This window comes from Flavobacterium orientale (assembly GCF_014638005.1).
GTDB classification, from domain to species: domain Bacteria; phylum Bacteroidota; class Bacteroidia; order Flavobacteriales; family Flavobacteriaceae; genus Flavobacterium; species Flavobacterium orientale.
Map to the genome: position 1 here is coordinate 542,683 of NZ_BMFG01000001.1, position 21,929 is coordinate 564,611.

The 21,929-nt window shown below is 32.8% G+C and carries 19 protein-coding genes; 6 read left to right on the forward strand and 13 right to left on the reverse strand.

The window, feature by feature from the left end; all coding sequences use genetic code 11:
- Positions 1-86 precede the first annotated feature (86 nt).
- The 5 genes from IEV15_RS02315 to IEV15_RS02335 all read left to right on the forward strand — a co-directional run bounded on the left by IEV15_RS02315 (position 87) and on the right by IEV15_RS02335 (position 9,105).
- Positions 87-5,051, forward strand: a complete 4,965-nt coding sequence (locus IEV15_RS02315; protein WP_188360879.1) for a fibronectin type III domain-containing protein — start codon at positions 87-89, stop codon at positions 5,049-5,051.
- 84 nt (positions 5,052-5,135) lie between these two features.
- On the forward strand, positions 5,136-6,137 hold the full coding sequence (locus tag IEV15_RS02320) for a glycosyltransferase family 2 protein (RefSeq protein WP_188360880.1): 1,002 nt from the start codon (positions 5,136-5,138) through the stop codon (positions 6,135-6,137).
- On the forward strand, positions 6,134-6,718 hold the full coding sequence (gene coaE, locus IEV15_RS02325; RefSeq protein WP_188360881.1) for a dephospho-CoA kinase: 585 nt from the start codon (positions 6,134-6,136) through the stop codon (positions 6,716-6,718). Before IEV15_RS02320 ends, coaE begins: the two co-directional genes overlap by 4 nt.
- A gap of 69 nt (positions 6,719-6,787) precedes the next feature.
- Positions 6,788-8,368 carry a sensor histidine kinase gene (locus IEV15_RS02330; RefSeq protein ID WP_188360882.1) on the forward strand — a complete coding sequence of 527 codons (1,581 nt, stop codon included), beginning with the start codon at positions 6,788-6,790 and terminating at the stop codon, positions 8,366-8,368.
- Between the two features lie 23 nt (positions 8,369-8,391).
- The gene (locus tag IEV15_RS02335; protein WP_188360883.1) at positions 8,392-9,105 is read left to right on the forward strand and encodes a response regulator transcription factor; all 714 of its coding nucleotides are present in this window, start codon (positions 8,392-8,394) and stop codon (positions 9,103-9,105) included.
- Between the two features lie 43 nt (positions 9,106-9,148).
- Here the strand turns inward: IEV15_RS02335 and IEV15_RS02340 are convergent, their stop codons facing one another.
- From IEV15_RS02340 to IEV15_RS02390, 11 genes are all read right to left on the reverse strand, one after another.
- Positions 9,149-9,883, reverse strand: a complete 735-nt coding sequence (locus tag IEV15_RS02340; RefSeq protein WP_188360884.1) for an acyl-[acyl-carrier-protein] thioesterase — start codon at positions 9,881-9,883, stop codon at positions 9,149-9,151.
- Entirely contained in the window at positions 9,874-10,815 is a 942-nt protein-coding gene (miaA, locus tag IEV15_RS02345; RefSeq protein ID WP_188360885.1) for a tRNA (adenosine(37)-N6)-dimethylallyltransferase MiaA, read from the reverse strand. Before miaA ends, IEV15_RS02340 begins: the two co-directional genes overlap by 10 nt.
- Positions 10,816-10,825: 10 nt before the next feature.
- On the reverse strand, positions 10,826-11,668 hold the full coding sequence (locus IEV15_RS02350) for an ion transporter (RefSeq protein WP_188360886.1): 843 nt from the start codon (positions 11,666-11,668) through the stop codon (positions 10,826-10,828).
- Positions 11,669-11,699: 31 nt separating this feature from the next.
- Complete coding sequence (locus IEV15_RS02355) at positions 11,700-13,061, reverse strand: exonuclease domain-containing protein (RefSeq protein WP_188360887.1); 1,362 nt, start codon at positions 13,059-13,061, stop codon at positions 11,700-11,702.
- A 51-nt stretch (positions 13,062-13,112) separates the two neighbouring features.
- Complete coding sequence (locus IEV15_RS02360) at positions 13,113-13,778, reverse strand: YggS family pyridoxal phosphate-dependent enzyme (RefSeq protein WP_188360888.1); 666 nt, start codon at positions 13,776-13,778, stop codon at positions 13,113-13,115.
- Between the two features lie 87 nt (positions 13,779-13,865).
- A complete protein-coding gene (locus IEV15_RS02365) occupies positions 13,866-15,083 on the reverse strand; it encodes a DUF1015 domain-containing protein (RefSeq protein WP_188360889.1) in 1,218 nt (405 codons plus the stop codon).
- 93 nt (positions 15,084-15,176) lie between these two features.
- Positions 15,177-15,797, reverse strand: a complete 621-nt coding sequence (locus IEV15_RS02370; RefSeq protein WP_188360890.1) for an outer membrane beta-barrel protein — start codon at positions 15,795-15,797, stop codon at positions 15,177-15,179.
- A 106-nt stretch (positions 15,798-15,903) separates the two neighbouring features.
- Complete coding sequence (locus IEV15_RS02375) at positions 15,904-16,401, reverse strand: GRAM domain-containing protein (protein ID WP_188360891.1); 498 nt, start codon at positions 16,399-16,401, stop codon at positions 15,904-15,906.
- Between the two features lie 107 nt (positions 16,402-16,508).
- Positions 16,509-17,369 (reverse strand): helix-turn-helix domain-containing protein, encoded by an 861-nt coding sequence (locus tag IEV15_RS02380; RefSeq protein WP_188360892.1) that lies wholly within the window; start codon positions 17,367-17,369, stop codon positions 16,509-16,511.
- A 66-nt stretch (positions 17,370-17,435) separates the two neighbouring features.
- Complete coding sequence (locus IEV15_RS02385) at positions 17,436-18,326, reverse strand: 3-hydroxyacyl-CoA dehydrogenase family protein (protein WP_188360893.1); 891 nt, start codon at positions 18,324-18,326, stop codon at positions 17,436-17,438.
- A 103-nt stretch (positions 18,327-18,429) separates the two neighbouring features.
- Positions 18,430-19,398, reverse strand: coding sequence for a Gfo/Idh/MocA family protein (locus IEV15_RS02390; RefSeq protein WP_188360894.1), 969 nt, complete (start codon positions 19,396-19,398; stop codon positions 18,430-18,432).
- A gap of 182 nt (positions 19,399-19,580) precedes the next feature.
- Between IEV15_RS02390 and IEV15_RS02395 the strand changes: the two genes are divergently transcribed.
- Entirely contained in the window at positions 19,581-20,222 is a 642-nt protein-coding gene (locus IEV15_RS02395) for a protein-L-isoaspartate(D-aspartate) O-methyltransferase (RefSeq protein ID WP_188360895.1), read from the forward strand.
- Between the two features lie 30 nt (positions 20,223-20,252).
- On the opposite strand, the gene IEV15_RS02400 is transcribed toward IEV15_RS02395, so the two are convergent.
- Complete coding sequence (locus tag IEV15_RS02400; RefSeq protein WP_188360896.1) at positions 20,253-21,305, reverse strand: Fic family protein; 1,053 nt, start codon at positions 21,303-21,305, stop codon at positions 20,253-20,255.
- A gap of 152 nt (positions 21,306-21,457) precedes the next feature.
- On the reverse strand, positions 21,458-21,910 hold the full coding sequence (gene smpB / locus IEV15_RS02405; protein WP_188360897.1) for an SsrA-binding protein SmpB: 453 nt from the start codon (positions 21,908-21,910) through the stop codon (positions 21,458-21,460).
- Positions 21,911-21,929: the final 19 nt, after the last annotated feature.

Genomic DNA, 21,929 nt, shown 5'->3' on the forward strand with positions numbered 1-21,929 from the left:
TTCAAGCAATTTTTTGATAATACTTCAAACAATATGGTTTGTGTTTTATAAACTTTACATTTACACTAATAATTAAACTATTTATTATGAAGAAAATTACTTTTTTAATCGCATTTTTATTGATGAGTGTCTCGTCAATACATGCTCAATTGTACTCAGTCCCAAGTTGTAGCACCTTAGGAAGCACCCTGTATGGACCAATGTACAGTGCGGCTTCTGCTAACGCTACAAATAGATATGCTGTGATTTATCCTGCATCGCAGTTGAGTGGTATTGCCGGTCAAATTGTAAGTGGAATGTATTTTAACAGATCTACAGCAACAGGAAGCATGGCAGGAACTCCAAACTTTAAGATTTATGTTAAAGAAATAGCGGCTATAGATTTTGGTGAAGGAGCTCTTGATTGGGCTACGGCAACTGTTGGTACAACATTAGTTTACGATTCGAATCCGGCAACAATTGTTGGAGATAGTGCTGGTTGGAAATTATTTCCTTTAGCTACAAATTTTACGTACTCGGGTACACAGAATTTAGCAGTATTTTTTGAATATACAAATTCAACAGCTTCTGCATCAATTTCTTGGTTTTATGAATATCTTGTGGCATGCATAGATACCGGAAATAGTAATACTTCAAAATATACAAATAATACTACTGGTACACTTCCAACTTCTTTAACTAGTTCAAATTTTAGAAGACCATTCATTGGATTCGATTATCTTGTAAGTTGTAATGCACCTAATTCAGTTATAGCTTCAGATGTAACCACAACAACTGCTACAATCAGCTGGGTTCCTTTTGCAACTGCTCCAAGTGAAGGTCATGAATATTTTTTATCTACTTCAGATACGCCTCCGGCTCCTACCGATACTCCTACAGGGACTATTCCAACAGGTAGTACATTAAATTTAACTGATTTGATTCCAAATACACAGTATTATATTTGGGTACGAGCAAATTGCGGAGTCGTTGATGGAGTTAGTGCTCTAGCATCTGGGTCTTTTAGGACTGGATGTATAGATGTGACTGAATTTACAGAAGTTTTTGAAGGATTACCTACTGGAGCATCTACTCCCATGCCGCCATGTTGGGCGAAAGCCGGGACAGGAGCCGTTTATGTAACAACAGGTAGTGTAGCCCCAATGTCTGGACCAAACAGATTATATATGACAGCTAGTGGAACTACACCTACTGAAAGCTATGCTATATTACCTTCCGTTTCTAATTTACAAGCCAATACGCATAGATTAAGATTCAAAGCTTATTCCACTTCCGGAACCGATCGAACTATGGAAATTGGTTATGTTACTAATCCGGAGGATATAGCTACCTATGTGTATTTGCAAGATATTAATCTACCGGGAACGGCAGCGGCAAGTGCACAAGAATTCATTATTTATCCGGGAGCATTACCTGCTGGAGTTAAAAATTTGGTATTTAAAAATCCGGGACATCCTGGAGGTGTTAATACTTTATACATTGATGATGTTATTTGGCAACAATCTCCATCTTGTTTGGAAGTTTCTAATGTTACCACAACTTTGATTACTGAAAATTCAGCTCAAATAAATTGGACAAATGTTGGCACCGAAACTGCTTGGGATATTGAATATGGAGTACCAGGATTTACACTTGGTGATGGTACTATGATTTCAGGTATAACTACAAATCCTTATGTTTTAACGAATTTAACTTCAAATACAAATTATCAATATTATATTAGAGCTTCTTGTTCAGTTTCTGATCAAAGTGCATGGATGGGGCCTTATGATTTTAAAACGCTTTGCAGTACAGTTACGGATTATATTGTAACTTTTGAAGGCTTGCCAACTGGTACTGGAAATTTACCTGATTGTTGGTCTAAATTAGGGACTTCTAATAACGTTTACACAACAACCGCAAGTGTAGCTCCTATGTCTCCACCTAATCGGTTATATATGAATATTTCTACAACCACTACTGCTTATGCTTTAATGACTCCGGTTTCTAATTTACAAGCTAATACCCATAAATTAAGATTTAAAGTCTATGCTACATCAGCTAATAAGATTTTGCAAGTGGGATATTTTACAGATCCAACGGATGTATCAACATTTGTGTCATTAGAAGATTATCAAATGCCTAGTACAACGGCTGCTACTGCACAAGAATTTCAATTGATACCAACAACAGTTCCGGCTGGTGTTACACAATTAGCTTTTGGTTTGGTTTCGGGCAGTACTACTACAGTTTATATTGATGATGTAATTTGGGAAGTAAACTCAACGTGCCAACAGCCTACCAGTTTAAATGCGAGCGATATTACTTTTGAAAGTGCAATTTTGAATTGGGCAAATGGAGGAGATGAAACTATTTGGGATATCGAATACGGTGTTCAAGGATTCCAATTAGGAACAGGAACACAAATTTTAGGTACTAATTCAAATCCATATTCTTTAACTGGATTGATACCTGCAACTAATTACCAATATTATGTAAGAGCAATTTGTACAGGGAATATACCAAGTGCTTGGTCAGGTCCGTTTGCGTTTAAAACTGCTTGTACCGATTTTGATGTGTATTCAACAGATTTTTCTGGTCTAGCTACCGGAACAGCTGCTCCTATGCCAGATTGTTGGAGTAAATTAGGAAATGGATCAGTGTATCCTACTACGGGAAGTGTGGCGCCAATGTCACCTACAATTCGTTTGTATATGTTTTCAAGTAGTACGGCTACTCCTACTACAGAAGGGTACGCAGTTTTACCTGCATTTTCTAATTTAAGTGCTAATACTCACCGTTTACGCTTTAAAGGTTATGCAACTTTAGCAGGTAGATTTTTAGAATTTGGATATTTTACAGATCCGTCTGATATAAGTACATTTGTATATTTACAAGAAATAAATTTGCCGGGTACAGTTGCTGCCTCTGCTTTAGAATTTGTAATTTCACCGGGAGCATTACCGGCTGGAGTAAAACATCTGGCACTTAAAAACCCAGGTTTTCCCGGAGGTAGTTCTACAGTATACCTAGATGACTTTATTTGGGAACCTATTCCTTCATGTTTAGAACCATCCAATTTATTTGCTTCGCAACTAGCTCAAACTTCTGTTTCTTTAAGTTGGAATGCTAGTGGTTCAAACGAAACTGTATGGGATATTGAATATGGTGCACCTGGCTTTACACCTGGTGATGGAACTTTAATTTCCGGAGTTACAACTAATCCTTATACATTAGGTGGTTTAACTGAAAATACTTCCTATGAATTTTATGTTAGAGCGGTATGTGGTGTGTCTGATTCTAGTGTTTGGATTGGGCCACATGCGTTTAAAACATTGTGTTCACCGGTTACTGAATATACAATGAACTTTGAAGGCCAAACTACTGGTGTAGGCAATTTACCGGATTGTTGGTCAAGAGCAGGATCTTCAAATAATGTTTATACAGCAACGTCTAGTGTTGCTCCAATGTCTCCGCCAAATCGTTTGTACATGAATAGTGCTACAACAACCGAAGCGTATGCAGTGCTACCTCCGTTCTCAAATATACAAGCAAATACGCACCGTTTAAAATTTAAGGCTTATGCTACCTCAGTAAATAAAGTATTACAAGTAGGATATTTTACAAATACTCCTGATGTAAATACATTTGTGGCTATTGATGATATTCAATTACCATCAACTGCTGCTTCAACTGCTCTTGAATTTGTTGTGGTTCCTAACAACGTTCCAGTCGGTGTTTCTCAACTTGTATTAAAGCTTGTACAAACAACAACAGCAACGACAGCTTATATGGATGATTTTGTTTGGGAACCTATTCCAACCGTCGTTCCATCATGTGCTACAAATATAGTAGCTGTTCCTGATGCAGCGTGTGGTAACTTTGCTACCCAAATTACATGGACCGCTGCAGCTGATGCAGATGCTTATAGAATGACAATGGGAACTACCCCAGGAGGTACAGATGTTTTAGATAATGTTAATGTTGGTCCAGTCACAACTTATTCACATATAGGGAATCCAAATACAACATATTATTATACAATCACACCTTATAATACATTTGCTCCTGCTGTTGGTTGTGTGGAACAATCTTTTACTACAGCTGTAAATCCTTGTGCATGTACACCAGTTTATACAACAGGTGTAGGTTCAAATGATATGATGTCTAATGTTGTAATAATTGGAACTACACTTTCAAATAATACTGGTAATAGTACTACAGCTCCATCATATAATTATTATTCTGGACAACCAAATTATACTGCAACATTAGTTGAGGCAACAAATTATAATATGGATGTGACAGTTGGTAGTGGTGGTGCGCAAGGTGTTTCTGTTTGGATTGATTTTAATGACAACTTAACTTTTGAAGAATCTGAAAAAGTTGGATTTACAACTACTAATATTGCTGCCAGTACAACTGGTACTATTCAATTGGTAATTCCTTGTAATGCTAATCCAGGTTTACATAGAATGCGTGTTAGAAACGTATATAACACCGCTGGAAACACTATAGATCCTTGTTCAAGTTACACTTGGGGAGAAGCAGAAGACTATGATATAACAATTGCTGAAATTGCAATACCAACAGGTGATGCAATCCAAACCGTTAACGTTCCAACTGCTTCTGATGCTACAATTCAAAATTTAGTTGTTGCCGGTTCTGGTATTAAATGGTTTGCTTCTGAAGCGGATGCTTTGGCTAATGTGAATGAGTTACCTGTTGGCACAATTATTACGGATGGAACTACTTATTATGCCGTAAGTTCTGTTGGCACATGTAATAGTGAAGCATTAGCTGTAACAGTGGTTGTTACTTTGGGTGTAAATGGATTTGATTCTTCAAATTTCAAGTACTATCCTAACCCGGTAACTAATAGTTTGACAATTTCATATACTTATTCTATTTCTGAAGTAGTTGTTTCAAATTTATTAGGACAACAAATTAGTGCAGTTAAACCTAATGTAACTCAAACAGACATTGATATGTCTTCATTGCCAAATGGAACCTATTTGGTAAAAGTTACATCCGATAACCAATCGAAAACTATTAAAGTAATTAAACAATAAGTAACCCATTTGTTTTGTTCGAAAAGCCACGCTTCATGCGTGGCTTTTTGTTTTTGAAAATGTATCTTTGTTAAAAAATAAGTAATGCTTTTTTCAATAATTATACCTGTTTATAATAGACCTGATGAAGTTCATGAATTACTGGAAAGTCTTTCAGTTCAAGATTTCAATCAATCTTTTGAAATAGTTATTGTTGAGGATGGATCGACTATTTCATGCAAAACCATTGTTGATTTGTATACTGACAAACTGGATATATCCTATTTTTTTAAAGAAAACTCAGGTCCGGGAGATTCTAGAAATTTTGGAATGAGAAATGCAAAAGGTAATTATTATTTGATTTTTGATTCCGATTGTATTATTCCCAGTCACTATTTAACAACTGTTTATCAATCTTTACATCTTGATTTTACAGATTGTTTTGGCGGACCCGATAAAGCTTTGGATTCTTTTTCTTCCATTCAAAAGGCTATTAATTTTTCTATGACTTCTTTTTTAACGACAGGAGGAATTAGAGGTGGTTCTGAAAAAATTAATCAATTTCAACCTCGAAGTTTCAACATGGGACTTTCCAAAAAAGCTTTTGAAGCCAGTGGTGGATTTGGAACTATTCACCCGGGAGAAGATCCGGATTTGACAATTCGGTTATGGAAATTGGGATTCAAAACGAAACTTATTTCTGAAGCTTTTGTATACCATAAAAGAAGAATCGATTGGAATAAGTTTTATACTCAAGTGAATAAATTTGGAAAAGCACGACCAATTCTAAACAGTTGGCATCCTGAATATGCCAAACCTTCTTATTTGTTTCCGACCTTGTTTATTATAGGTTTAGATTGTGCAATTGTGCTACTAATTTTTGGAATTTATTCCCCAATTTTACTCTATGTAATTTATTTTATGTTACTTTTTATATTTTCAATTTTTAGTAACAAAAGTGTTAAAATAGCGTCTTTATCAATAGTGGCAACAGTGATTCAATTCTATGGTTATGGATTGGGCTTTCTGAAATCATTTATTGCAATTCAAGTATTGAAGAAAGATCCAAAAAAACAATTTCCTGAATTATTCTTTAAATTAAAATGACAAAATTAATTGGATTAACGGGTGGAATTGGAAGCGGAAAAACAACGCTTGCCAATTATATTGCCTCCAAAGGAATTCCGGTTTATATTGCTGATATGGAAGCAAAGAAATTATTAGAAAAGCCAAAAGTGGTGGCCGAGCTAATTGCATCTTTTGGTGAAACAATAAAAGATGAAAATGGAATCAGCAAAGAAAAATTATCAAAATTAGTATTTGATTTTCCGGAAAAATTAAAACAATTGAACGCAATCATCCATCCAAAAGTAGCTAAACATTTTAAAAAATGGTTGAGTTCAAATCAAAACCATCCCATTGTAGTAAAGGAAGCTGCCATTCTATTTGAATCGGGAGCTTATAAAGATTGTGATATAATTATAACCATAATTGCACCTGAAAAAATTAGAATTCAACGAGTTATTGAGAGAGATAAAACTTCGGAAGAGTTAGTGAAAAGTCGAATAAAAAACCAATGGAGTGACGAACAGAAAATGGCTTTAAGTACTTATGTGGTTTTGAATGAAAACTTAATCGAAGCTAAAAAGCACATCGATGAAATTTTAGTTGAAATTATAGAATCATAAAATGAATTTCATGTTAATTTTTGGTTAATCTAGCAACAGAACAAATGTTAAAATGTTAAATTTGTATCGATGAATAAATTGCTATTTAGGTTGCTCGTCGTATTAATGAGCATTTCACTTATCGGTATTATTGTTGTTCAAGTTTATTGGTTTAACTCATCGTTACAAAACAATCAAGAACAGTTTGGGTTTCATGTTAAACAAGTTATTGGCAATGTTGCTGCTAAATTGAAAGAACAGGAAATCATGTCTTTTGTTGAAAAAATTAATCAATATAAAGACAGCACAGGGAGTGATAAAGTGGATACAGATTTTTTGGAATTTGGCTATTACCAACGTAATTCCCAAACCAATGAAACCATAATTTACTCCAATAGCATTATTTCGGATGATTTTAGTATATCACCTTCGTTCTTTGATACAAATTATGACAGTTTACGTGTAAAAAGTTTTTCTTCAAAAAGCAAAACAGAAGTTTACTCAAGAGGATTAGATAGAAATAATTTACAACACAAAACCCTGCCCGATTTAAAAATCGAAAAATCAGGAAAATTGGATGTATTAAAAAAATTGCAATATGAAATATCGTATAATGATATTGCATTAACCTATCCAATTCAGAGAAGAATTTCTGTAGAAAAACTACAAGAATTATTGAATAAAGAACTCAAAGAATACGGTGTAGGAACCCCATTTGAATTTGGAATTTACAGCAACGGTTTTGCAACAAAAGTTCGTTCAGAGCAGTTTAAATTTGATAAAGATAATACCTATAGTGTTCCAATTTTTACAGACAATGAAGGAGTTAGTAAATACCAGTTAATGCTTAGTTTTCCTGAGAAAAAGAAATTTTTATTCTCAAATTTAATAGGAATTACACTATTATCACTGGTTTTTACGTTAATAATAGTAATAGCATACACAAGTGCACTTAATCAATTAATAAAGCAACGTCAGATTTCTGAAATTAAAACGGATTTCATTAACAATATGACGCACGAATTCAAAACTCCAATTGCAACAATCAATTTGGCACTTGATGCAATTAAGAATCCGAAAGTAATTGATGATTCAGAAAAAGTGAAGCGTTATTTACAAATGATTCGAGATGAAAATAAACGAATGCACGCTCAAGTTGAAAATGTTTTGAGAATTTCAAAACTGGAAAAGAAAGAATTAGAAATAAACAAAGAAGCATTAGATATTAATGAGATTATCAATGATGCCATTGAACACGTTAGCTTAATAATTGAAAACAGAGAAGGAACGATTGAAACACATTTTGATGCAAAAAGAACCAATGTGTTGTTGAATGATGTACATTTTACCAATGTATTTGTAAATATTTTAGACAATGCCATAAAATATTCACCCGAAAAACCGGTGATTAAAATTTTTACAGAAAACATTAAAGATTTTATAATAATTAAAATAAAAGATCAAGGTGCCGGAATGAGTAAAGTAGCTCAAAAAAGAATTTTTGAAAAATTTTATAGAGAACACACCGGAGATATTCACAATGTAAAAGGACACGGATTGGGCTTGGCCTACGTAAAAAGAATTGTAGAAGAGCACAATGGCGAGATTTTTGTAGAAAGTGAAAAAGGAAAAGGAAGTACGTTTAGTATAAAGATACCACTAATCAATTAAATACCACTAAAATTAATTAACCTATGGAAGTAGAAAACAAAAAAATTCTTTTAGTTGAAGATGATCCAAATTTTGGAGCCATACTAAAAGATTACTTAATGCTAAATGATTTTGATGTCGTTTTGGCAAAAAATGGAATGGAAGGATTTGAAAAATTCAAAAAAGACACTTATGATTTGTGTATTTTGGATGTCATGATGCCTTATAAAGATGGTTACACTTTGGCGAAAGAAATTCGTGAAAAAAATAAAGAAGTGCCTTTGATTTTCCTGACGGCAAAATCAATGAAAGAAGATGTTTTAAAAGGTTACAAAGTAGGAGCAGACGATTATCTTAACAAACCTTTTGATTCAGAAGTGTTATTGATGAAGATCAAAGCAATCATGCAACGCAAACAATCGGAATCGAAAACGGATAACTTAAAATTTGAATTCCAAATTGGTAGATTTCATTTAAATTCTAAATTGCGATTCTTAACCTTTGGAAGTGATGAACCAATAAAATTATCTCCAAAAGAAAATGAATTATTGAAAATGTTAGCTCTTCATGAAAACGATTTAATGCCGCGTGAATTAGCTTTAACAAAAATATGGAGAGATGATAATTATTTTACATCTAGAAGTATGGATGTTTATATTGCCAAACTACGTAAATATTTGAAATTGGATGAGGATGTAGAAATTCTTAATATCCACGGAGAAGGTTTCCGTTTGGTAGTTAAAAATAAAGTAGTTTAAAATTAAAAAGTCTCAGAAATGAGACTTTTTTTTTGAAAAATAATTATTCTAATTCAAGTGCAAAGCAAATTTTTCCGTTTTTTATAACGGTAAATTGTTTCGGATTTTCTAGTGTAGAGGCATTTATAGAAATTTGATCTTGCCAATGCAATTCTCGCAAATAATTCATTTCAAAAGCTTTGATTTTATTTTTTAAGATTAGGTTTGGATCAACACAATCCAAGCACCACTCCAAATATTTTACATTATTAGCGTGGTTGACAATATCCAAATCAGAAAGTAAGACGGTTTTGTTTTTTAAAAATACCATTTCTGTATTCAAATTTATTTTTTCAAATAATTTTGAAGTGGGAAGTTTATTAGGAAACAATTCAAAATGATCAAATGGCAAAGCCAAGGTTTGTGGTTTTCTTAGTTGGGTATTTAAAACAACCCAAAAGGTGAGAGCTCCTACTAATTTTTTATCCCCAACATAAAGTTCTAAAGCTCGTATTGACTTAGAATCTTTCATTTCAACAATCCAGGTTTTAACGGTTACAACATCACGCCATTTTGGTAAACCTGAAACTTCAACACGCATTCTACTCAATACCCAAGCTTGATGGAATTCTTGCATATCGCTAAAACTCAATCCACCCAATTCGGCATGAAAACCTGCGGTTAATTGCAAAAGATTACATAATTCTGTATATTTCAATTGACCGTTTGGATAGCATTGAATAAAGCTAATTTCCCATTCTTGGGAATAAATTGAGGTGAAATTTGGAGTTATTGGCATTGCTTTTCAATTTCAGATTTCAAATAATTGATGATAGTGTCGCTTTCTGTTTCATAATCAAACCATGCAACATTTTCTGTTCGTTTAAACCAAGTTAATTGACGCTTTGCAAAACGACGCGTATTTTTTTTGATTTCTTCAACAGCAAAATCTAAAGTTGTTTTTTTGTCAAAATAATCAAATAGTTCACGATAACCAACCGTTTGCAGAGCATTCAGATGTTTGTTTGGATGTATATTTTTAGCTTCTTCCAACAAACCATCGTTTAGCATTATGTCAACTCTACGATTAATTCGATCATACATAATTTCTCTTTCAGCTTCCAAGCCAATTACAATCGGAACAAAATTTCTTCTATTTTTTTTCTGATTTAAAAAAGAAGAATATGGTTTTCCGGTGCCGAAACAAACTTCTACAAACCGCATCATTCGTTGTGGGTTTTGTAACGTTTGCGGATTTTCGATACTTATTTTTTCAAAATAAATAGGATCTAATTCTTTTAATTTTTTTTGTAAAAATGCTAAACCACTTGCTTCAAATTCTCGTTTAATTTCTTCCCTGATTTTTGGTTCAATTTCAGGAAAATCATCAAAACCTTTCAAAATAGCATCCACATACAATCCCGATCCACCAACCATGATTTGAATGTTGTTCTTTTGAAATAATTCATCCAATTTCAAAATGGCTTCACGTTCAAAATCACCAACAGAATAGTTTTCAAAAATCGATTTTGTTTGAATAAAATGATGCGTTGCAGCGTTCAATTCTTCATTAGAAGGAACAGCTGTTCCAATTCTCATTTCTTTATAAAATTGTCTGCTGTCACAAGAAATAATTTCACATTTGAAATGATTGGCTAAAGCGATGCTTAAAGCTGTTTTTCCGATGGCGGTTGGGCCAATAATAGTAATAAGAAAATTTGAATTTGTCAAACTATAAGAATTATGAATGTTCGTCTAATTCATCCCCACAATTATAGCAAAATTTTGATTCTTCACTGTGATCATCTTTTCCGCAATTCATACAATGATGTCTTTTTGACTCTCTACCACGCTTATATTCTGAGCGTGCAATTTCTGCAGTAACAATTCCTGTAGGAACCGCAATAATTCCATATCCCATAATCATTACTAGCGAGGCAATAAATTGACCTAATGGAGTTATAGGGGTTATATCTCCAAACCCCACAGTTGTCAGCGTAACAATGCACCAATATATACTGATAGGAATGCTTGTAAAACCTGATTCTTCTCCCTCAACAACATACATTAAAGAACCTATTAGTATACAACTGATTAAAACAAAATACATAAAAGCCACAATTTTTCCTCGGCTGGCAATAAGTGACTTTCTAAGTTGTTGTGATTGTCCGGAAAAATGGGGATGATTCATTATCTTAAACAGTCGGAGTAATCGTAATGCTCTAATGATAACAAACATGTGAGTATCTAAAAAGAACAACGATAAATACATAGGTAAAATAGCAATCAAATCTATGATACCATAAAAACTTAAAATATAGCGAAACGGTTTATTTATAGAGATTATTCGAAGAATGTATTCTATACTAAAGAAGATAGTAATTACCCACTCTAAGAAAATTAATTGATCATGGTATTTAATGTCAAAACCAGCAACAGTTTCTAACATAACCAATAGAACACTCAAGAAAATCAGACCTAATAAAATTAAATCAAATAATCTTCCGGCAAAAGTATTTGTACCATAAATGATAATATGAGTTTTCTGTCTGAAAATTTCAAATTGACTTTTTTTAGATTTCATTTTACCCTTTTAATAGTATGGCTAAGATACTTTAAAATTTTATAATTTTCATTACTCGGTTTTTTCTCAAAAATCCTTGAATAATATTTCGAGTATCCCGATTGTTTTGCATTGGAATAAGAATGTTTTTTAAAACTTCAATATTTGTGATTTGATAATTTAAATCATAAAAACAATAGCCTTTATAAATGCCATTTTCAATCAAAACTGCTGAACGTTCTTGTAAACTTCTACCGCGGTCAATAATAACCATGTTTTCATTTTCAAACAAATTGGATTCGATGAATTCTTGAACTCGATCATTGTATTCTTCTGGTGAAACTTCACCAATACAAGCTCCATCACATTCTTTTATCTTATATTTAAAACAAGCATTTTTGGTGTCATACAAGCCATTAATTTTCTGGCATAAATTAAACTGATCGGTAATTTTAAACAAAGAATTTTTTCCTTCTTGAAGTGAGGTATAGGAAGTTATTTCCTTTTTTCGGCCATCTGCTTTTTGAATTAAAAGACTCAAGTAGCCATTTTCATCTTTAACAGGATACAAAGCCCATTGAAACAATGTTTTTCGTTGCGAACGGTTGTAAATAGGTTTGTTGATTTTAATTTCTTCACTTTCTTTTAATAAAGCAATCAATTCGCTACCGGTTTCTTCAAAAGTTACAGCATAAACTTCCAATTGCATTTTTTTACATTTATTTGTTGTTCCTGTAAAATGCTGATTTACTCGTTTTTTGATGTTTTTACTTTTACCTATGTAAATTAAGTCACCTTTTTCATTATGGATATAATAAATTCCGGTTTTTGATGGTAGATTTTCTACAATATCCAATAATTTGGGAGACATACCGGATTTAATTTCCGTTTTTACCAAACTTATTACAATTTCTTTTTCAACATCCTGAGCCAAAAGCATTTTGAATAATTTCACCGTAGCCATTGCATCGCCGGTTGCACGATGTCTGTCGGCCATTGGAATTCCTAAAGCTCTAACCAATTTTCCTAAACTATACGAAGCATGTCCGGGTAATAATTTTTTGGATAATTCAACGGTGCAAAGTGTTTGTTTTTGAAATTTAAAACCCAATCGTCTGAATTCAGTTTGCAAAATTCGGTAATCAAACGAAGCGTTGTGAGCAACAACAATGCAACCTTCGGTAATTTCAATAATGCGTTTGGCAACTTCGTAAAATTTAGGTGCCGAACGAAGCATCGCATTATTAATTCCGGTTAATTTGACTACAAACGGTTGTATTGGTTTTTCAGGATTTACCAAACTGATGAATTGATCAACCACCTCATGACCATCAAATTTATAGATGGCGATTTCGGTTATTCCTTCTTCGTTATATTGACCTCCCGTGGTTTCTATGTCTAAAATTGCGTACAAAGTAGTATTCAGTTTTTAGTATTCAGTCTATTCTCTATTTTCTATTTTCTTTTATCTTGAACCAAAAATACTACTTCCAATTCGAACCATGGTACTTCCGCATTCGATAGCGAGTTGATAATCGCCGCTCATTCCCATGGATAAAGTGGTCAGTTGGCAGTTATCAGTTGTCAGTTGTTTGTGTTGATCAAAAATCGATTTTAAATGTAAAAATTCACGTTTAATTTGTTCTTGATTTTCGGTAAAAGTAGCCATTCCCATCAAACCGACAATGCGAATGTTATTGAATGACGCATTGTCATTCTGAACTTGTTTCAGAATCTCATCCAATTCTTTTTCATCCAAACCAAATTTGGTATCTTCTTCGGCTATATGAATTTGCAATAAACAATCTACTTTTTTACGCCATTTTGTGGCTAAACGATTAATTTCTTTCAGTAATTTCAAACTATCCACACCATGAATTAAACTCACATACGGAATCATATATTTCACTTTATTCGACTGAACGTGACCAATCATATGCCATTGAATGTCTTTCGGCATTTGTTCCCACTTTTCAGTCATTTCCTGAATTTTATTTTCACCAAAAATACGTTGTCCGGCGTTGTAAGCTTCCATTAAATCCGCAACGGGTTTGGTTTTAGAAACGGCAACTAGGGTTACGTGGGGTGGAAGGGAGGATTTTATGTTTTGTAAATTGTTTTTTATTGACATTTTTTGATTTTTATCAGAACACAGATTTAAGAAATTTTCAAAATTTTCAAAATTTCTTAAATCTGTGTTCTTAAATGTTTATCTAAATTATAATTCATACACAATCAACCCACTTCTAAACTTTGGTTCAATATAAGTACTTTTTGGAGGCATAATCAAATTATTATCTGCCAAGGCTTTAATTTCAGAAATATCAGAAGGATAAAGCATAAAACCTACTTCAAATTCACCTTCATCAATCAATTCCTTGAGGGTTAAAATCGATTGCTTTCCGGGAATGTATTCAATGCGTTCGTCATTTCGTAAGTCTTCAATTCCAAGTAACGGTTGCAATACTTTATCATATAAAATTTGAGCATCCAAGTTTTCTAAAATGGTTGGATTGCTATTTTCTAATTTATAAAATAAGGCATAAAAATTGCCATCCAAATACATCCCAAATTCAAACTTACTTTGTGGTTTCCACAGTTCTAATTCTTTGTTTTTGATGATAAAATGTTCGTCTAATCGGGCTAAAAAATCATTGACTTTATAACCGTTTAAATCGCGGATAATTCGATTGAATTCATAAATTTTTACATCACTTTCAGCAATGAGAAAACTCATAAAATAGTTTAGATTTTCATTATTCGGATTACTTTTTTCATCAAAAAGTAACTCTGCCGAAGCTGAACGGTGATGACCATCTGCAATATACAATTCCGGAATTTTTTCAAATTGTTGTTGCAACCACAAGATATCATTATCCAAATCTACTCGCCACAACGTATGTTTTTCTTTATTTGTTGTTGAAAAATGATATATTGAAGGTTCTTTTTTCTTGTTTAAAATCCAATTAGTTAATGATTCATTATCGGGATAAGTAATCAAAACCGGTTCTGTATTAAAACCCGTTTGATGCAAATAATCTTTAAATAATTCCACCCGATACTGCAACGTATCTTCGTGTTTTTTAATCACATTATTTTTATAATCTTCAATTGATGTGCCGCAAACTATTCCAGTAAAAGAATTGGTTTTAGTTTGAATTTCATACACAAAAAAAACAGGCTTTTCTTCTTCTACAAAAATTTTATCGTCTTTAAAATCTTGGTATTTGTGAGCGACACCTTTGAAACGTTTATCTAACGTAATTTTCTGTGAATGTACATACGCAGGATGAATCACGTGCAAAAACGAATACGGATTAAAACTCAACCAAGCTGCAAGCTCAGCCGAACTGTAATCATCATAATTTCTGCATGTAACCAAGGCGACTTTATCTGCGGTGGGACGAACGGCTTTGAAGGGAATTATTCTACTCATTTTAAATAAAAGAACCGTAAAGTTACAAATTTTAATAATGTAACGTTACGGTTTTAAAACTAAAAAAGGGATTAATTTTAAGGTTCTCTTTTTCTAGAATTTATACTCAAAAGTAAAATTAGCGGTATTAATTGTTTCTAATTTTCTTTCTACACCCTCTTTTTTCATTTTAGAAAAATCCGATTGTGACTCAAAACCGATTCCGAAATTTAAATTTTTGGTAACGCTAAATCTTACACCTAGATTGAAGCCTAAACCACTATTCCATCCTTGGTTTTTGTTTTTGAATGTTTCATCCAGCGTTTGAATTTCTTCTTTTAATAGTGTATTGGCATAAACGCCAATTCCTCCAAAGGTTGATAATTTATTGTCAAGTTGTTCTCCTAAAACTGACAATGAGTAGTTGATATACAGAGGAATTCTTAAATAGGTATGTTCCAAAGCATATCCTTCTCCTCCAGCAACACCATTGGTATTAAAATCCATCAATCCAACTCCAGTGCTAAAAGTTGTTCCGGAGGGAAGTCGGTAAAAGAAAAGCATATCACCAGAATTAATGGTACCATTAAGATTAACCATGTCATTTTGAATCAATTTTGCATAACCAATTTTTGCATTCAAATTAAAACCAATTTCTGGTTTTTTTGGTTCTTCTTGAGCTTTTGAAGCTACTGTTGTTAGTGCAATAAATAGTGTAAAAATTGTTTTTTTCATTGTTATTTGATTTAGATTTATAATAATAGTTTTACTTATGTTCTGAATTATAATCTCGATAATTTTTGTAACTCATTTTATCAGAATTATAACTAATATTGAAATTTTATAATGCTTTTGTGGAGTATTCAGTTATTTTTGAAACCCAAACATCTCGTTCATTTTCAGCAACAAAAAATTTGAACTTTTCATTTGCTTTTTGAATAATAAAAATATTGTGGATAAAACCATAAGTATTTTGTTTCTCTACTTCGGTAATTTTGTTTAAAGGAATTTCGACAAACGTTTTTTTGGAATTTAGATTGTGGGGTTTAAATGCCAGTCTTTTTGTAGTTAGTACAAGTTTTCCTCCCGCTGAAAAATTGCTTTTAAACGTTGAAGCTCCTTCATAAACTAGCAGTTCGTCCTCTTCTAGCTCAATAATTGTTTTTTTTAGAACCCTATCAGTTACAATTTTTGTAATTACTGGAAAAAGAATCCCCATAAATATTCCAAAAAAAGTAGCATTAAAAATAAATTGCCAAGTGTTGAACTTTTCTCCCCAAATTAATCCAAACAAAGCCATTACACCTGCATACGTAAAACCCATAATAATTGTTTGCACAATCATTAATTTTAAATTCAATTTTACCATGATTATTAGATTTAATTACAAGGCAATATTACAATGCAATAAAACCTCAAAATTGTAAAATTGAGACAATACAAATTTTAATCTTCAAAATACCAATACGTATCTTCCATGCCGAGGTGAGAAATTTTGGAAAGTAATGTGTTTGGTGTTTCTTTAGTGATTGATTTGAAGTGTTTTATAAAATGTGCTTGATCATAATACATGCTAAATAATGCAACATCTGTTAAATTTGATTTCTCTTTATTTTGATGAAAATAATTAAAAGCTTTCCTGAACATTACCATTTTTCTATACTCTTCAACTGACATATAAGTATGTTTGTTAAATAAACGAAGAAGTGTTTTTCTATTAACATCTAGTTTTTCCGATAATTCGGCAACTTTAATTCCGCCATTTGAAATTATAATTTCTCCAATAGCTTTTTTAATAATCGGTTCTTCAAAAGAGCAAAGTTTTTGTTCAAAAAAATCATCTAATAAGGAAACTTTTTGTTCAATTTGGTTTTCAGAATAGACCTGATTTAAAATGCTGTTGAATTCATCTCCAAAGTTTGTAAACACACCAATGTCTGAAGTTAGTGTTTCTTGAAGCGATTTTTGTATGAAATGATTTAGTCCTAATGGATTAAAAACAACACCAATTTTATCAAAAACCCCATTTATATTCACTTTTATACTTTTCTCTTTATTGATGGAATAAAGTGGTTGAATATTGCTTTTTTTTGATGGTTCTATGACGGATTTATTATCGGATAAAATAACATCTGAATCTTTATAAACTGTCAATGCATGTTTATAATTAGGATAGAAAATGAAGTTTTTTTGATAGTCTTTATCTTCTGATTTGTGAAAGTAGTAATAAGATATATACCTACTAATATTGTCTGAAGTAGGTTTTGCAGTTATGAAAACATCGTTGAGTTGAAATTTTTTTTTCAATGTTCTAAAAATTAAAGTCGGAAATAAATACACTTCCGACTTTAGTATATTGAGCTGTTAGATAAATTATTTTAAAAACTGCTTCGAAACTTTTTCCGCTTTCTTACTTTCCGAATAATCATAAAATCCTTCTCCCGATTTTACACCTAATTTTCCGGCCATCACCATATTCACTAAAAGTGGACAAGGAGCATATTTTGGATTTTTGAAACCGTCATACATCACATTCAAGATGGAAAGACAAACATCCAGACCAATAAAATCAGCCAATTGTAAAGGTCCCATCGGATGAGCCATTCCTAATTTCATAACCGTATCAATTTCTTGAACGCCGGCAACGCCGTTGTACAAAGTTTCAATCGATTCATTAATCATTGGCATTAAAATTCGGTTGGCTACAAAACCGGGATAGTCGTTTACTTCCGTTGGTGTTTTTCCTAATTTCACAGATAAATCCATAATGATTTTAGTCACTTCATCCGAAGTAGTGTAACCTCGAATGATTTCAACTAATTTCATAATCGGCACCGGATTCATAAAATGCATTCCGATTACTCTTTCAGGATGAACTACTTGAGCAGCAATTTGCGTAATGGAAATAGAAGAAGTATTCGTAGCCAAAATCACATTATGATCACAAATGTCACTCAGTTGTTTAAAGATATTCATTTTTAAACCTACATTTTCAGTCGCTGCTTCAACTACTAAATCTGTTCCAACAACACCATCTTTAATGTCGGTATAAGTGATAATATTTGAAATGGTTTTGTGTTTATCCTCTTCCGAAATAGTTCCTTTGGTCACCATTCTATCTAAGTTGGAGGCAATAGTTGCCATTCCTTTTTCCAACGACTTTTCGGAAACATCAATTAATTTTACGGTAAATCCGCTTTGAGCAAACGTGTGGGCAATTCCGTTACCCATGGTTCCTGCTCCAATTACTGCAATTGTTTTCATTATGTATTTTTAGTTTGTTTTTGTTTTAAGTTTCAAGTTTCAGGTCTCGCAATAACTTGGCTCGAGCCTAAAAGGCGAACAGGCGAAGCAAACCTGAAACAAATTATTTTTCTTGCATCGAATCAATAATCATATATGCAACTCTCAACGCTTCGGTTCCGTCTTCCAAAGTCACTACGGGAGTAGTATTGTTGTTAATCGCATCGGCAAAAGTTTCCAATTCATCTAAAATGGCATTGTTCAAAGAAACTTCCGGATTATCAAAATAAATTTGTTTTTTCACGCCTTCGGCATTTTGCAAAATCATATCAAAATCACCCGGAACTTCCGGTGCGTCTTTCATTTTTACCACTTCACACACTTTGTCCAAATAATCGACCGAGATGTAAGCATCTTTTTGAAAAAAACGTGATTTACGCATATTTTTCATCGAAATTCGGCTCGAAGTGATATTGGCAACACATCCATTTTCGAATTCAATTCGAGCATTGGCAATGTCTGGAGATTGACTCAAAACCGAAACACCACTGGCATAAACGGCTTTTACTTTCGATTTTACCACACTCAAAATCGCATCAATATCGTGAATCATTAAATCTAAAACAACGGGAACATCGGTACCTCGTGGATTAAATTCAGCCAATCGATGGGTTTCTATAAACATCGGATTCTCAATTTGATTTTTTACAGCGATGAAGGCGGGATTAAAACGTTCTACGTGACCAACTTGACCTTTAACGTTGAATTCTTTTGCTAAAGCGATTATTTCTTCGGCTTCTTCAACAGTTGTCGAAATGGGTTTTTCAATAAAAACATGTTTACCCGATTTAATTGAAACTTTAGCACATTTATAATGCGAAAGCGTAGGAGTTACAATATCAATCACATCTACAGCGTGAATTAATTTGGCAATCGTGTCAAATTGTTTATAGCCAAATTCGGCTGCAATTTTTGCTCCGTTTTCGTGATTTTCATCATAAAAACCAACTAATTCGTATTTTGAGGATTGATTGAGTAATCGTAAGTGTATTTTTCCTAGGTGACCGGCACCTAAAACGCCAATTTTAAGCATAAAAGTAAATTTTATCAAAAATAGTAATAATACGAGAATTAACAATGAATAACGTATTCAATTTCTTCTATATCACTTGGAATTGTAAATCAAAAGCAGAACTAATTTTTTATTATACCGTTTTATGATTTGGAAGTTCTTCTTTTTAGATTTATTTTTACCCAAACTAACCTTTTCCCCAAGTGAGAGATACTGAAAAACATCAAGGACTTCGCGTTCAATTAGTAAAGCTTTTAGAACAAAAAGGCATTACTGATAAAAATGTATTAGAAGCCATCAAAAAAATACCGAGACACTTGTTTTTAGACTCCGGTTTTGAACAATATGCTTATCAGGACAAAGCATTCCCAATTGGTGCCGGACAAACTATTTCACAACCTTATACAGTTGCTTTTCAATCACAATTATTAGAAGTGAAAAAGGATGATAAAGTGTTAGAAATTGGTACTGGCTCAGGCTATCAAACCGCTGTTTTGTGTACGATAGGAGCTAAAGTTTATTCTATAGAACGTCAAAATGAATTGTTTAAAACTACTTCTTTATTATTACCAAAATTAGGTATCAGACCCAAGCATTTATCTTTTGGTGACGGTTACAAAGGGTTGCCAAATTATGCTCCATTTGATAGTATTATTGTAACTGCAGGTGCTCCAATAATCCCAAAACCATTAATGGCTCAACTAAAAATTGGAGGTAGACTAGTGATTCCTCTTGGCGAAAAAGAACAAATCATGACCTTATTAATTCGTAAAAACGAAACGCAATTCGAAAAACATGAATTTGGTGAATTTCGATTTGTTCCCTTGTTAGAAGACAAAAATTAAAATACTAAAAACCCGCCGAAGCGGGTTATTTTATGTGCCAATAATGCTTAAATAACGTTCTAAACTTTCCTTTTCAATTTGAGCAATAAAGAGTAAAAAATCTTCTTTATTACTTTTTGTTTGAGCCGATTCTAACGCATTATAGTAATTCATTCTGTTGTCATAATCGCCTTTAATGTTGGCAATTACATAACCGTTTTGTAGCAAAATTAAATTCATTACCAATCTGGATGTTCTGCCGTTTCCATCAATAAAGGGATGAATAGTGACTAATCTTTCATGCATTTCTGCAGCTAAAACAACCGGATGCAATTTGCTTTTCTGACTTTCATACCACAAAAAATAACCGTCCATTTCTTTGGCAACCAAATTGGGTTGAGGTGGCATGTGACTACTTCCTTTTATCATAACCTGTACTCTGCGGTATCGCCCGGCATCTTCGGGAATGATACCTCGAAGAATTAAATTATGTATGGATAGTAACTCTCTTTCATTGAAACTAAAACCTCTTTCCATCAATTGCTTAATATAACCAATAGCTTCCTGATGGTTTATGGCTTCCAAATGCTCTCGCATACTTTTTCCGGAAACCGTTAAGCCTTCGTTTATAACCAAATCGGTTTCTCGTAAGGTTAGTGTGTTTCCCTCAATTCGATTACTTTCAAAGGTGTATTCTAATTCTAGAGCTTGAGCAATTCTAAAACTATCAAATGCTCTTTTTTGGTCTAAAATCTTCTTGAGTGAATCAATTTCATTTAGAATGGCTGTCAATGATGCGGACAAATTATGTCTTTTAACAGCAACCTCATACCTCATTTCACTTTCCGCTACTTTCATCGCTTTAATACCTAAATTAGTATCATCGCCAATTTCGTAAAGAATTTTCTCCTTCAACCAAGCTACCATCAACGTTTCATAATCAATCTCCAAAATAGAAGCTAGTTTAGTCACTTGTTCTCTGGTTGGTTTTCGGTTTCCGCTTTCAAACTTACTAATCAATGCTTGATCTATCCCAAGAAGTTGAGCCACTTCACGGGTTTTTAGATGCTTGTTTTCACGTGCTTGTTTAAGTAGTTCTTTCATGTTCTAAATAATGTCATGACAAATATAGTCATTTTATTCAAAAAAAAAAACAGTCTAAATCAATTTTACACTAATTTTTTGCATCAAATAATCTGTAGTAAAGCAAGTAATTAAAAGAATGATGAAATTAAGGGGAGAAAAAACCTGAAAGCTTAAAAGCTTTTCTTTACACGATCTATATCGCGTTTGGTATCTCTGTCTTTAATGGTTTCGCGTTTATCGTAGTTTTTCTTTCCGCGGCAAAGAGCAATTTCCATTTTTGCATACCCTTTTTCATTTACATAAAGTCGCAATGGTACAATGGTTAACCCTTTATTTTGCATGCTTTTTTCTAAACTTTTTAACTCTTTTTTATTCAATAAAAGTTTGCGTTCGCTTTTGGCTTTATGGTTGTAGTGGGTGCCATACAAATATTCTTCTACTTGTGAGTTAATCACAAACAGTTCGCCATTATGAAATTCGCAAAAGCTTTCTGTTATCGAAGCTTTTCCCAATCGAATTGATTTGATTTCGGTTCCTGTTAAAACAATTCCTGCATCATATCGCTCCAAAATTTCATAATCAAATTTGGCTCTTTTGTTAAGTATGTTAATCATCTTTTGCATAGGAGTGCAAAGGTATGAA